The organism is Tritonibacter litoralis, from assembly GCF_009496005.1.
Taxonomy (GTDB): Bacteria; Pseudomonadota; Alphaproteobacteria; order Rhodobacterales; family Rhodobacteraceae; genus Epibacterium; species Epibacterium litoralis.
The window spans coordinates 163,425-177,368 of sequence record NZ_WIBF01000005.1 but is presented as its reverse complement, the minus strand read 5'-3'; the positions used below and the strand labels follow the sequence as shown (position 1 = coordinate 177,368).

General features: G+C 58.1%; 11 protein-coding genes and 1 tRNA gene. 2 read left to right on the top strand and 10 right to left on the bottom strand.

Annotated features, from left to right (window positions below):
- Positions 1-14: 14 nt before the first annotated feature.
- From GFB49_RS10485 to GFB49_RS10475, 3 genes are all read right to left on the bottom strand, one after another.
- Positions 15-1,397 (bottom strand): ammonium transporter, encoded by a 1,383-nt coding sequence (locus GFB49_RS10485; RefSeq protein WP_343032539.1) that lies wholly within the window; start codon positions 1,395-1,397, stop codon positions 15-17.
- Between the two features lie 69 nt (positions 1,398-1,466).
- On the bottom strand, positions 1,467-3,839 hold the full coding sequence (locus GFB49_RS10480; protein ID WP_153215816.1) for a trimethylamine N-oxide demethylase: 2,373 nt from the start codon (positions 3,837-3,839) through the stop codon (positions 1,467-1,469).
- A gap of 14 nt (positions 3,840-3,853) precedes the next feature.
- On the bottom strand, positions 3,854-5,197 hold the full coding sequence (locus GFB49_RS10475) for an NAD(P)-binding domain-containing protein (protein ID WP_153215815.1): 1,344 nt from the start codon (positions 5,195-5,197) through the stop codon (positions 3,854-3,856).
- A gap of 176 nt (positions 5,198-5,373) precedes the next feature.
- Between GFB49_RS10475 and GFB49_RS10470 the strand changes: the two genes are divergently transcribed.
- Complete coding sequence (locus tag GFB49_RS10470; RefSeq protein ID WP_153215814.1) at positions 5,374-6,687, top strand: ABC transporter substrate-binding protein; 1,314 nt, start codon at positions 5,374-5,376, stop codon at positions 6,685-6,687.
- Here GFB49_RS10470 and GFB49_RS10465 read toward each other — a convergent pair.
- The 6 genes from GFB49_RS10465 to GFB49_RS10440 all read right to left on the bottom strand — a co-directional run bounded on the left by GFB49_RS10465 (position 6,644) and on the right by GFB49_RS10440 (position 12,633).
- Positions 6,644-7,369 (bottom strand): FadR/GntR family transcriptional regulator, encoded by a 726-nt coding sequence (locus GFB49_RS10465; RefSeq protein ID WP_343032538.1) that lies wholly within the window; start codon positions 7,367-7,369, stop codon positions 6,644-6,646. The two genes, GFB49_RS10470 and GFB49_RS10465, sit on opposite strands and share 44 nt — an antisense overlap.
- A 127-nt stretch (positions 7,370-7,496) precedes the next feature.
- Positions 7,497-8,816: a type III glutamate--ammonia ligase gene (gene glnT, locus GFB49_RS10460; protein WP_153215812.1), complete on the bottom strand. Its 1,320-nt coding sequence runs from the start codon at positions 8,814-8,816 to the stop codon at positions 7,497-7,499.
- Positions 8,817-8,876: 60 nt separating this feature from the next.
- Entirely contained in the window at positions 8,877-10,202 is a 1,326-nt protein-coding gene (locus tag GFB49_RS10455; RefSeq protein WP_153215811.1) for an FMN-binding glutamate synthase family protein, read from the bottom strand.
- A gap of 10 nt (positions 10,203-10,212) precedes the next feature.
- A complete protein-coding gene (locus tag GFB49_RS10450) occupies positions 10,213-10,899 on the bottom strand; it encodes a GltB/FmdC/FwdC-like GXGXG domain-containing protein (protein WP_194269311.1) in 687 nt (228 codons plus the stop codon).
- 3 nt (positions 10,900-10,902) lie between these two features.
- Positions 10,903-11,793 carry a class II glutamine amidotransferase gene (locus GFB49_RS10445; protein ID WP_153215810.1) on the bottom strand — a complete coding sequence of 297 codons (891 nt, stop codon included), beginning with the start codon at positions 11,791-11,793 and terminating at the stop codon, positions 10,903-10,905.
- A gap of 174 nt (positions 11,794-11,967) precedes the next feature.
- On the bottom strand, positions 11,968-12,633 hold the full coding sequence (locus tag GFB49_RS10440) for a helix-turn-helix domain-containing protein (RefSeq protein WP_153215809.1): 666 nt from the start codon (positions 12,631-12,633) through the stop codon (positions 11,968-11,970).
- A gap of 298 nt (positions 12,634-12,931) precedes the next feature.
- On the opposite strand from GFB49_RS10440, the gene GFB49_RS10435 reads away from it, so the two are divergent.
- Positions 12,932-13,006, top strand: a tRNA-Glu gene (locus GFB49_RS10435).
- A gap of 67 nt (positions 13,007-13,073) precedes the next feature.
- Here the strand turns inward: GFB49_RS10435 and GFB49_RS10430 are convergent.
- Positions 13,074-13,838, bottom strand: a complete 765-nt coding sequence (locus GFB49_RS10430) for an SDR family NAD(P)-dependent oxidoreductase (RefSeq protein ID WP_153215808.1) — start codon at positions 13,836-13,838, stop codon at positions 13,074-13,076.
- Between the last annotated feature and the right edge of the window lie 106 nt (positions 13,839-13,944).

Below are 13,944 nucleotides of genomic sequence, written 5' to 3'. Positions count from 1 at the left end.
CTTTCTGTCTGGGATTATTCGGCCGGAGAGACCGATGGGTGCAGCGCTTCGGGATAGGCCGAAGCTGGCACTTTGGTTTCATCAAGGCCCACCAGCTCAGCCGCTTCTGGCACCCGCAAGAGGCCCATCACTTTGAGAGCGAAGGAGATGAGATAGCCGGGAGCAAAGCCCAAAAGTGCCATAACAACCGCGCCGATCAACTGCCCCATAAAGGAGATCTCGATCACATCCGCTTCGCCAAAGATGGCCGGATAGCCAGTGGCTGCGATGCCAACAACGATGACACCCCAGAAGCCCAGGAAGCCGTGGACGGCAAAGGCGCCAACCGCATCATCGATGCCAAATTTCTCCACCAGGCTGGCGACATAGGGCATCATGGCCGCGCCAACAAAGGCGATGACAAAGGCCAGTGGCGGCCACCACAGATCAATGCCTGCCGCACAGGAGATAATCCCACCCAGCGCGCCGGACATCATCCAGAACGGATCGCGGGTCACCATCCAGGCACCAATGATACCACCGGCAAAGCCCATCAGGATGTTGAAGGTCATGCCCGACATGGTCATCGGCGTGCCATAGATCGAGGTTTCAATACCACCAGACCAGGACCAGGCTTCACCCGGCACAATCACACAGCCCATCAAGAAGCCCCAGAAGCCCGCAATAATCAGCATCAGGCCAATCAGGGTCATGGGCATGGAGTGGCCAGAGATTGCATTGGCAGAGCCGTCGGGATTGAACTTACCGATCCGCGGTCCAAGGTTGATCAGAACACCAAGCGCAAAGAAGCCTGCGATCATGTGGACAACGCCTGCTGCACCAAAGTCATGATAGCCAAACTGGCTGACCAGCCAGCCATCTGCGTGCCAGCCCCAAGCCGCAGCCAAAATCCAGACAAAGGCGCCCAGAACCACAGCGAGAACGATAAAGCCTGTCAGTTGGATACGTTCGATCACGCCGCCAGACAGGATTGATGCGGTGGTCGCCGCAAAGAGCACAAATGCGCCCCAGAACACGCCCGATGCGCGGTCATCCAGATTGGGGCCCATATATTGGCTCAGCGGGCTTGCAACTTCGTTGGCATAGGCCAGACCAGAAATGCCCATAGCCCCTTCTGACAGGGTCAGACCTGTTGGGAAGGCCCAGTAAATCCACCAGCCGACATAATAAAAGAAGGGCACGATCATGGCAAAGGCCAGGATGTTCTTGATCCCCGAGGCCAGCGCGTTTTTGGATCGGGACGCCCCCATTTCATAGGCCAAAAAGCCCACGTGAATAAGAACCATCAATGGGATGGTGAGATAATAGAAAGTCTCAGAAAAGATGGTGCCAGTGGCATCCGCCTTTGCCTTTAACTCGGCGACCGTGGCGGTCAGATTTAGCAACTCCTGTTCCACGAGCTTGTCTCCTTGTTGGGTTTAGGTGATGGCGGTTTTGTCCGCTTCTTGGGGTTCATCGCCGCGCATTCAGCTGCGCGGTCGTGTTTTCTTGGGGTCGTAATGGGGGAAAGGCACAACTGCGGCCGGGATGCGTTTCAGCCCCGGTTCCAGCTGGCCCACATGCAATTCCGTGCCGGGCTCGGTCTGGGTCACATCCAACCGCGCCAGCGCGATCCACCGTCCCAGGCGTGGGGAAAACATGGCGGAGGTCACCTCTCCCACTTGTGCGCGGCCCTTGCAGACCGGATCGCCATGGGCGACCGGTTCTTGCCCTGCAAGATCCAGCCCAACCAGTTTGCGCGCGGGCGTATCCTTGCGCCGCTGTAGCGCGTCGCGTCCGATAAAATCGCCGGTCTTGGACTTCAGCGGCACGGTAAAGCCGATTCCAGCCTCAAACGGGTCGGTCTGGCTGCAGAATTCATAATCCGCAAAGACCAGCCCCGCCTCGATCCGGACCAGATCCAACCCATCCAATCCCATGGGTTTGATGCCCAGTGGCTCTCCGGCGGTCCAGACTGCGTCAAACACAGTCGCGCCATCCTTGGGGTGGCAGAAGATCTCATACCCCAGCTCGCCAGTATATCCGGTGCGCGAGACCACAACCGGCGCACCCATGGGCCCACCAATGCGCCCAACCGTAAAGCGGAACCACTCCAGATCCGCCATGGCGGTCTGATGCGGCGGGGTCCAGATGATCTCACTCATCAGGCTGCGTGACTTTGGCCCCTGCACTGCCAGATTGTGCATCTGATCGGTCGAGCTGCGGATCATCACATTCAGACCCAGCTCGCGGGCCTGTTGGCGCATCCATTCACCGCCTTCGTCCGAGCCGCCAATCCAGCGGAAATTCTGCGGGCCCAAGCGAAACAGCGTGCCATCGTCGATCATGCCGCCATGTTCGTAACACATGGCGGAATAGACCACCTGCCCTACGCCCAGCTTTTCCACATTGCGGGTCAATACCCAGTTCATCAGCGCCTCGGCATCGGGGCCTGTGACCTCAAACTTGCGCAGCGCGGACAGATCCATTGCCACGACGCCCTCGCGGCAGGCCCAATAGGCCTCGGTCGCGTCGACCTGCGGGAAGCTGTTTGGCAACCAGAACCCTTTGTAATCGATGAAATCACGGGTCATTTCTGCAAAGTTTTGATGAAAGGCGGTTTCACGGGTCATGATCGGTTCTGCCTCGGGGCTGGAACGCCAGGCGGCGGCGCGCTGGAAACGCTCCTTCCCGTCATAGGCGCGAATATGGATGTCGGTGAGGTTCCAGCCATTGGCGGCTGAGGTGTCATCGGGACAGGCGGAGGAGACGCAAACAATATCCGTCAGCGCGCGCAGCAAAACGTAATCGCCCGGACGCGACCAGGGCTCATCCGCCAGCAGTTGACCATGATCATCCACTGATGTGTTGAAAAAGAAATTGGCCGCCATCCAACCCGCCCGCGCGGGCACGTCATATGCAGCAAGGGCCGCGTTGAAATTGTCAGAGCAATTGGCGTGGCCGGGGTAGCCAATGTCGTCATAGTATTTCGCGGCACAGGCCATGGCAAAGGCGTCATGGCGACCACAGGTGTCTTGGATGACCTCAACCAGCGGGGTCATGTCCTGATCAAAGTATTTCCCATGCAGCCCCGGCATTGGATAGGCGTGGTGCTGCAGGGTTCGCGTTGTGGTCACATCCAGCGGGCGAACAATGCCGCGATCCAGTTTGCGCGCATCAAAACACTGGAAATCGGTGCATTGGCGGCCATCCACATCAATAATCTGGAAATACTGCCCGGCAGCAATGCGATACGATTGGGCCGTTGCCGAGGTCACCCGCAGATCCAGCACCGGATCGGCCAAGGGATCCGGCAGATCAAACAGCGGGCGCGTGGCCGGATTTGCGCGTTCAATCACCAGGGACAGCGGTGTCGCAGTGCCCTGCCCCGCCACATCCATCGCATCTGCGGGCGCGGCAAGAATGACAAAGCCTGCGCCTTGGGCAACAAATTCAGCCTGTGTTCCAGCGGGCGTATTGCTTTCGAACAGCACAACCGCCTGCGCGTCAAACAGGTCTATGCCACGTTGAACAAGGCCCTGATGCAGGCGCTGCAGACTAGGTTCACCTGACCCAAGCAAGGTGCGCAGGCCATCAGCACTATGCGTCGCGCCCACGTCCAAAAGCCCCGCATCCAGCCGCCCATCCGGATGGGCCGCCAACAGTTCAGCGATCTGGCCACCTTCGTCATTTGTGATGGTCAGCCGGTCGCCCGGCGCGATCTCAACCAAGACCGCACCACGCCCAGGCACCACATGGCGTTCAGACCCGCTGGAGCGGGCAAACCCCACCGGTCGGCGCGCACGCGTCGGCTTGGGCGGCCCCCGACGGGCCGCCTGCAAAGCGTTGAAATCTAGCATGAAACCGCCCCAACTTAGTTCTTGAGGTAGGCTTCCATGGAATCATCCAGCGCATCTTTCCACGGGGTGTGGTGCGCCGGTGCCATGGTGCCGGTGATCACGGATTTATAGCTGTGATTGCGGAAGGCCATAATGTCATCTGCCTTATGCGCTTTCCACTCAAAGAAGGCCGCACAGGCACCATCCACATCAAAGCTGGGGTAATCCGTCTCGGCGATCAGCTCTTTGACATAATCGCCCTGGTACTTGATCGCGTATTTCACATCGCTTGAGGCATCTTCCAGTCGCTCCCGTTCCGCGACATCTGCCAGCAGCGCGTCCTTGTCAGCGGGGACATCGATCCGGTCCATGATGATGTCGCGCACGTACCAGGCCTGTGCGTCAAACATATTGAAGGTGAACCACTGGTCCTGCATGCCCAGGTAGAACAGCTTGGGGTTATGGGCATAGACCACGCCTTTATAAAGGTCAGCCGTCGCCAGCCGGTTTGCTGTTTTCAGGCGAAGATCGTCCGGCAGGAAGTTGAAGTAATGCTTGTAGCCAGTGCACAGGATGATCGCGTCCACATCTTTGGTGGTCCCATCCGAGAAGATCGCGGTCTTGTCCTCGACCTTCTCCAGCGCTGGTTTTTCTTCCCAGTTTTCGGGCCAGTCAAACCCCATCGGCGCGGACCGATAGCTGGTGGTGACGGTCTTGGCCCCGTATTTCCAGCATTGGGAACCGATGTCCTCCGCCGAATAAGAGGAGCCGAGGATCAGCACATCCTTGCCAGCAAATTCACGCGCATCGCGGAAGTCATGGGCGTGCACGATACGACCGTTAAAGGTCGAAAACCCTTCGTATTCCGGCACATTCGGGGTGGAGAAGTGACCGGACGCGATGATCACATGATCAAACCGCTCTTTGTAAACGCGATCCTCAGCCAGATCATGCACGGTGACCGTGAAGTCCTCCGCGCCTGCGTCAAACTCCACATTCCGCACCACGGTTGAAAAACGGATCCAGTCCCGAACGCCCGCTTTGTTCACGCGCCCTTCGATGTAGTCAAACATGACCGCACGTGGAGGGTACGAGGCGATCTGTTTGCCAAAGTGTTCTTCGAACGAGTAGTCGGCAAACTCCAATCCCTCTTTTGGTCCATTGGTCCACAGATACCGGTACATTGAACAATGAACCGGTTCACCATTCTCATCCAGCCCCGTGCGCCAGGTGTAATTCCACAGGCCGCCCCAGTTGCTTTGTTTTTCAAAGCAGACAACCTCTGGAATCTCCGCACCCTTCTGTGCAGCAGACTGAAACGCGCGTAGCTGTGCCAGACCAGACGGACCTGCGCCGATGACTGCGACTCGTTTTCCCATGGTGAACTCCCTTACCGTTTTCCGTTGCGCCCAATTGGGCTGAACCAAATTTTCCAACTGGTTCCTTTTATCTGAACCAAAGCTGCGCCAAAAATTTCCCCCTGGCAAAGGTTTTTTCCTGTGTGGAAAATAAATTTCCCATTTCTCAAACAACAATTTTGGCTATAGGTGATTTTATGAGCACTCCTTCTCTCTCTCAGCGCCTTGCAGTCACCGGAACCCTGCGCCCGCTTGGCGCGCAGAATCGGGCTCCTGTTCGGATCGGATTTGTCACGCCCCTAACCGGCCCCGAAGCGGAATGGGGTCAACAAGGGATTGATGGCTGCCGGATCTGGGCCGATGGGATCAACGCATCGGGTGGATTGATGGTGGCTGGCCGCAGGCATCGGGTGGAGATTGTGATCCACGACAGTGCCCAAGGGGCCGCCGCCACCCTGGACGCAACCCGCGGTATGGTGGAGCGCCAAAGAGTGCGCTTGATCCTGACCTTGGGCGGCGACAGTTTTGCGCCGGTCCTCCCCTATCTGATGCAACGACGCATGTTGGTGGCAACCTTGCTGCCGACTGATTTAACCCCCGACACCCCCTTCATGATCGCACCGGCCGAGGTGCACCCGTTGTTCAATGTCACCGGTGTGGAATGGCTGGCACGGGTTGCACCCGCAGCCCGCAAAGTGGCGCTGTGCAGCCAAAGCGACCGGTTGGGACTGCCGTCACTGGCGGTGTATCGCGCCGCCTTTGAGGCCACCGGGCACCAAACCGTAAAAGAAGTGCAATATGCGCCGGACACGCAGGATGCTGCCGGGATCGTGCGCGCCATGATTGCCGAAGATCCCGATATCCTGTGCTGGTGTTCCTCATCGCCGCCCATGATGCAGGCCCTGACCGAGGCAGCCTTTGCCCAAGGGTTCAACGGCGAAATCCTGGCCTGCACGGCGGATGACTACCCCAAAATGATCGCCCGCACCTCAGCTGATTTTATGCGCAAATATACCTTTCAGTTTCCTGATTTCGACGACCCGAAACTGGCCGACACCGCGTTTTTCTTTCGCAGGCCCAAGGCGTTTTTTGACACGTATAATCAAATGTTTCCGGGCAAATGGAACGCGGTGAGCTGGGAATATGCCTCGGTTCTGGATCTGTGGCACAATGCGGTAGAACTTGCCGATACCACCCATCCCGTAACGGTGCTGGCGGCCATGAAAAGACGCCAGGAAATGCCCCACGCCTTTGGACCCGCACGCTGGTATGGTACCAATCTGTTTGGCATCGACAATGCGCTGGTTGGGGATTGGCCCGTAGTCAAGATCCGCGACGGCCATGCGCGGATTGTGGAATTTGGCTCGGTGCCGGACTGGCTGGACCAGCATGAGGATCTTCTGCGCAAACACCTGAGCGACCTGGGGCAAACCTGGCAACAACGCCTAGCCGCCGCGCCCGAGGGGCTTAATCTTCCTGCATCAGAAGCTTTTGATCCTCAAGCAGGGTGAGCTTCATAAACTCGCTGGCTTCCTCAATGTCCCGCGCAGCGATGGCGTTGAACAGCGCATTATATCCGCGTTGATAGGCGGCGATCCGGCTGGGGGTCAGGTGGCGGCGATACATGGCTGAGCGAAAAGACTGCCGCCGTGTGTCGATCACCAGATTGTAACAGGCCACCAGCAACGGATTATCCGTACCTTCAGCGATCTGGCGGTGGAACTCTTCTTCCAACCGGACGAATTGCAGCGCATCTGTCTGCACCGCCTCCATCTTGGACAGGGTTTCCCCCAAGGCATCAATTTGGCGCGGTGACATATGGATAATGGCCAGGCGCACCATTTCGGGTTCAAACATCCCGCGCACCACTTGCAGATGCAGTGGACCGGTTTCAGCCGCAACCGGGGTATGGGGATCCGAGGCGGCGCTGGGATCATAGGTAACAAATGAGCCTGACCCCGCACGGCGACGGATCATGTCGCGTTCTTCCAGGATATCCAGCGCCTCGCGCACCGTGTTGCGGGCAACGCCCAGGTCCTGGGCCATTTGCCGTTCAGACGGCAGACGCTCGTCGGTGGCATATTCCAGGGACAAAATGCGGGTGGTCAGCGTGTCCAGCACATATTGCACAGTCACCCCAATCGCTTGCCCGGCGGGCTCGGGTGTGGCGGGTCGGCGCGTGCTGGAAGTCACAAAAATGGTCCTTGGAGTTGTTGCGATATGTATCGGCCTCCGGACCATAATTGCAGTGGCCGGAAACTTCCAGCCACCACATGAGTCTCAATCGGTCTGACCCGTCTGTGGAACAATTCCGATCCGGTCAGATATCCAGGGTATTGTCCCGCTCCCAGCTGGAGAAGTGAGAGACAAAAGCGTTCCACTCCTGCATCTTCATTTTCATGTAAGAGGCCGAGAAATCTCCGCCCAGCTTGGCTTTCAGCTCTTTGTCCTTGTCAAACCAACGGATCGCATCCAAGAGGTTCAACGGCAGCTTGGGCGCGTCGGTGATTGTGTGACCTTCGGCATACATATCAATGTCATAGCGCGGGCCAGGGTCCGCCTCGCTGGCCATGCCGGAGAGGCCGGCTGCAATGATCACCGCTTGCAACAGATAGGGGTTGGTGGCCCCATCCGGCAGGCGCAGTTCGAACCGCCCCGGTCCGGGCACGCGGACCATATGGGTGCGGTTGTTGCCGGTCCACGTCACGGTATTGGGCGCCCAGGTGGCACCCGACATGGTGCGCGGCGCATTGATCCGCTTGTAGCTGTTGACCGTTGGATTGGTGATGGCCGCCAGCGCTTCGGCGTGTTTCATGATGCCACCCAGAAAATGCGCGCCGTCCTGTGACAGGCCCAACTCGCCGGTCTGGCCTTCGCCTTTGTCGGCGGCAAAGACGTTGTTCACCCCGTCCAGATCCCAGACCGAGATATGCGCGTGGCAGCCATTGCCCGTCAGCCCTTCGACAGGTTTGGGCATAAAGGTCGCGCGCAGCCCGTGTTTTTCAGCCACGGATTTCACCATGAACTTGAAGAAGGAGTGGCGATCAGCGGTGACCAGCGCATCGGCAAATTCCCAGTTCATTTCAAACTGGCCGTTCGCGTCTTCGTGGTCGTTCTGATACGGCCCCCAGCCCAACTCCAGCATGTAGTCGCAGACCTCAGCGATCACATCATAGCGGCGCATCACCGCCTGTTGGTCATAGCAGGGTTTTTCAGCCGTATCAGCAGGGTCCGAGATCTTGTCGCCCTCGGGTGTCAGCAGGAAGAACTCCGCCTCAATCCCCGTTTTAACCCGGATACCTTTTTCAGCGGCCTCTGCCACCAGTTTGCGCAGCACATTGCGCGGGGCCTGTTCGACGTCCTGACCTTCCATGATCGGGTTGGCCGCCACCCAGGCGACCTCGGGCTTCCACGGAAGTTGAATCACTGTGGACGGGTCCGGAACCGCCAGCATATCCGGATGCGCCGGCGTCATATCAAGCCAGGTGGCAAAGCCTGCAAAGCCTGCGCCGTCTTCTTCCATATCAGCGATGGCTTGCGCGGGGACCAGTTTGGCGCGTTGGCCGCCAAACAGATCGGTGAAGGAGATCATGAAATATTTCACGCCGGTCTTGGCGGCGAATTCTGCAAGAACGCTCATTCGTCTTGTCCTTTGTTCCCTGTTGGAGGAAGCGAGGGGCTTTTGCGCCCCTCTGTTGTTTTAGAAACCGGGTTTACCGGGATACCAATCGGTGCCCGCCAAGGGTACACGCGCCATTGCGGCGGCTTCCATGGTCAAGGCGCACAGATCCTCAGGTTCGAGGTTGTGAACGTGGCTTTTGCCGCATGCGCGGGCAATTGTCTGGCATTCCAGCGTCATCACGTTCAGGTAATTGCGCAAACGACGACCTGCGGCGATGGGATCCAGACGGGCGGAAAGTTCGGGGTCCTGCGTGGTGATCCCAGCCGGATCGCGCCCTTCGTGCCAGTCGTCATAGGCGCCCGCTGTGGTGCCGAGCTTTTGATACTCGTCTTCCCATTTGGGATCATTATCCCCCAGCGCGATCAAGGCAGCGGTGCCGATAGCCACCGCATCTGCGCCCAGCGCCAAAGCTTTGGCCACATCCGCACCATTGCGGATCCCGCCTGAGACCACCAGCTGAACCTCGCGGTGCATGCCCAGATCCTGCAGGGCCTGAACGGCGGGGCGGATACAGGCCAACGTGGGCTGGCCGACGTGTTCAATAAACACATCCTGCGTTGCAGCCGTGCCACCTTGCATGCCGTCCAGAACAACCACATCCGCGCCAGCTTTCACGGCCAATGCGGTGTCATAATAAGGACGCGCGCCGCCAACCTTGATATAGATCGGCTTTTCCCAATTGGTGATTTCCCGCAGCTCCAGGATCTTGATCTCCAGATCATCCGGTCCGGTCCAATCCGGGTGCCGGCAGGCGGACCGCTGGTCGATCCCTTCTGGCAGGTCACGCATGCCTGCCACACGTTCGGTGATTTTCTGCCCCAACAGCATGCCACCGCCGCCGGGTTTTGCACCCTGCCCGACCACAATCTCAATCGCATCGGCACGGCGCAGATCGTCCGGGTTCATACCGTATCGGCTGGGAAGATATTGATAGATCAGCTTTTCCGAATGGCCGCGCTCTTCAGGGGTCATGCCGCCGTCACCCGTGGTGGTCGAGGTTCCCGCCAGCGTCGCACCGCGGCCCAGTGCCTCCTTGGCCTGACCCGACAGCGCGCCAAAGGACATGCCCGCAATGGTCACCGGGATCTTCAGCTCGATCGGCTTTTTGGCAAAGCGTGTGCCCAACGTGACCGAGGTATCGCATTTTTCGCGATAGCCTTCGAGCGGATAGCGCGACATGGATGCGCCCAGAAACAGCAGATCGTCGAAATGCGGAACCCGGCGTTTTGCGCCACCACCCCGGATATCATAGATCCCGGTGGCTGCAGCGCGACGGATGTCTGAATTCACATCATTGGAGAACGTCCAGGACTGACGCGGTGTTGTGTTAGGTGTCTTATCCATCTGTCACTCCTCAGTAGGCGTCAGCATTGTCGATGTCGAAATTGTAAAGCGTCCGGGCCGAGCCATAACGTTTGAACTCTTCCGGTTTGGCTTCCGCTCCGGCCTTGGCAAGAATGTCGGCCAGGAATTCCAGATGCTCGGGTCGCATCTCCTTCTCGACACAATCCGCTCCCAGAGACTTCACGGTCCCACGCACAAACAGGCGCGCTTCGTACAGGCTGTCACCCAGTGCATCGCCCGCGTCGCCCAGCACAACAAGATTGCCCTTTTGGCCCATAAAAGCGGACATATGTCCGATGGAGCCATGCACCACGATGTCGATCCCCTTCATCGAGATCCCGCAGCGTGACGACGCATTGCCTTTGATATTCAGCAGTCCACCATGCCCGGTCGCGCCTGCATATTGGCTGGCATCCCCTTCGATGGTGACGGTTCCGGACATCATGTTTTCGGCCACACCCGGACCCGCAGACCCTTTGACGGTGACCGAGGCATCCTGGTTCATGCCCGCGCAGTAATAGCCAGTTGAACCATTGATGGTCACATCCACGGGGCCGTTCAGGCCACAGGCCAGCGCATGGCTGCCACGCGGATTATCAATGACATAGGCGTCGTTTGCCTTGGTGCTTGCGGCCTCTTGCAGGGTGCTGTTCACGGCGCGCAGTTCAAGCTGCGCCATATCCAATGTGTTTCCCATCGCTTAGCGCTCCCAGAAATAAACAGTTGCGGGTTCCGGCTCCCAAACCTTGGCAGCCTCGATCCCCGGCAGATCCGCAAACGCGCGATACTCGGAAGCAAAGGCCACGTAGTCTTCGGTCTCGGCCATAACCGCCGGTTTGCAGGCAATCGGGTCGCGTACAACACCAAAGCCGTCCTTGGTTCCGGTCACAAAAGTGAAAAACCCGTCCAGATCTTCCAGCGTGCCTTCCAACGCCTCTCCCAGGGAAGCTCCCTCTGCGATCCGAGACGAGATATAGGCCGCGCCCACTTCTGTGTCGTTCTCAGTCCGGGTCATCACCCCTTTGCGGGCCAGGGTGCGGCGCATCTGATTGTGATTTGACAGCGATCCATTGTGGACCAAACACTGATCATCCGCCGTAGAGAAAGGGTGTGCGCCCAGCGTTGTTACAGCAGATTCCGTGGCCATCCGCGTGTGACCAATGCCGTGGCTGCCCCCCATGTCCCGCAGGCCAAAGCGCTCTGCGACATCCTTGGGCAGGCCAACCTCTTTGAAGATTTCCATCGCCTGACCCGACCCCATAATCCGCAGGCCTTTTTCTTCAAGCGCGGCAATCCCTGCGGCTTCCTTTCCCTCAGGCAGGGTCACAACCGCATGGGTGCTGATCACTTTGACCGCGACCGGCGCATCGATGGCAGTGCTCAGCGCGGCTTCCAACCCATCGAAATCCACATCCGGCGTGTCCGACTGAATTGTCACTTTGGTCTGACCGGCAACCGCGTCGCCATAAATTGCAATGCCTGCGCTGTCAGGGCCACGATCTGTCATCGTGATCAACATATCCGTCAGCAGATCCCCCAAACGCGGGCGCAGCTCGTCCTTTTTCAGGAACAGCCCTACGATGCCACACATATCTCTCTCCGTATTGCTTCGGCTTTGCGCCGTCACAAATTGACTAACAGGAAAATTGATTTCCCTTCAATCAATTTTATTTCCCTGTGGGAAATTTATTTTCACACAAGGCAAGAGGGCCCGAAACCTGCTTAAGTTTTGGGCAATTGTGAGCTCAGATCTGAAAAATGTGGATTACTTCTGTTGCGGATAGCTGATGATCGACAGGAACTTCACCGGCAATTCGATCATTTCCGCAGGTCCATGGGGCGCATCCGCGTCAAACAACAGGGTATCGCCCGGCTCCAACCGGTACATCTGATCCCCATGGCGATAGTCGACGACGCCCTCCAGCACATAAAGCATCTCCATCCCTTCGTGTTGAAAGGTCGGAAAGCGGTCGCTGGTGTCTGAAAGGGTGATCAAATAGGGCTCGACCACAACACCTGTGTTGTTAGAGCCGATATGACCCAGCAGCTGATATTGATGCCCCGCACGGGTTCCCGCACGATCGGTCTCTACCCCCTCGCCTGCTTTGACATGCATTGCGCCGCGGGTTTCTTCATATCCCGAAAACAACTGCATAACCGGAACACGCAGCGCATTGGCCAAGACCTGCAAAGTGGTCAACGAGGGAGAGATGACACCGTTTTCAATCTTGGACAGCATCCCCACCGATACACCCGCCTGAGAGGCCAGCTCTGCACCGGTCAGCCGTTGCCGTTTGCGCAATTCACGCACCTGACGACCAATGGCGACCTCCAGGTTTTTCTCGCGCACTTCGCGCACTGCATGGGGGTCTTGTGACAGGGGTGTTTGTCCAGGCGTTACCGCCGAAACCGCGGTGCGCGCTTCAGTCATCAATCAGTGTCTCTTGTGTTTTTGGGCCGCTGACGCAACGGTGCGCCACCAGGGTTAGGGCCCAAGTATCCCGGCAACACCGCGCAGGCGCAACACCCAATGACATTCGAGCCCCGGCACCTATGGCCAAGGCGGCGTCGACGCCCACCGGCAGCGCCCTGCCCAAAACAGAGCTTTCTTTAAACCTTTACAACACCTTAGACCTGATCGACAAAAGTTGGTCTTTTTTCCAGTTTTCCACAAAATTCCTCTTGCGCCCAACAAGCAGAGTGAGTAAACACCCCCTCACGCACAGAGTGGCCCGTTCGTCTATCGGTTAGGACGCCAGGTTTTCAACCTGGAAAGAGGGGTTCGATTCCCCTACGGGCTGCCACTTTTCCCCGATTGAGTATTAAAATCTTCGAACGGACTATGGTCTGGGCGATAGCATTGACCTCACATTATCGCGGCGGCAGGCGCAGTGCACCGTCCAGACGGATGGTTGTCCCGTTCAAATAGGGGTTGGTCACAATATGCTCGACCATCAACCCATATTCCCGGGGATCTCCAAGCCGCGCGGGAAAGGGAACATCGCCGGTGATTTTATCGGTCACCTCATCCGGCAGGCTTTGCATCATTGGTGTGCCAAACAGGCCCGGCGCAATGGCAACCACACGCACCGCTGAGGCAGCAAGCTCACGCGCGGCGGGCAGACACATCGCCGCGACCGCCCCTTTGGACGCCGCATAGGCGGTCTGGCCAAATTGCCCATCCTCGTAAGCGATCGAAGCCGTATTGATGACCACCCCACGTTCACCATCCTGCTGCACCGGCAGATCCAGCATATGGCGCACCCCGTGGCTCATGACGTTGTAGGTTCCAAACAGGTTCACTTTCAGCGTCTTTTCAAACACATCAAAGGACATCTTGCCCTCGCGCCCAACAACCCGCGCGCCCAAGGCCACGCCCGCGCAATTCACAACAATTCGGGGCGCGTCGCCAAATGTCGACAGCGTCTTTGCAAATCCCGCCTCAACCGCTGTTTGATCCGTCACATCAACAAAAACCGAAAGCCCATCGATGTCTTGCGCAACAGCCTGCGCCGCCGTCTCGTTGGCATCAAACACGGCCACGCGCGCGCCTTGTGCCGCCAGGTGGCGCGCTGTGGCTTCTCCCAATCCGCTGCCCGCACCGGTGACCACTGCAATCTGCCCACGCACATCCATCTTGATCTCCCCCTTCGATGATTTGTGGAGCCCAAGGTGAAAACACAAAGTAGATTTGACAAGTGGACAAACGGCCGTGCCCGCCCCGTACATCAAATGACGTCGC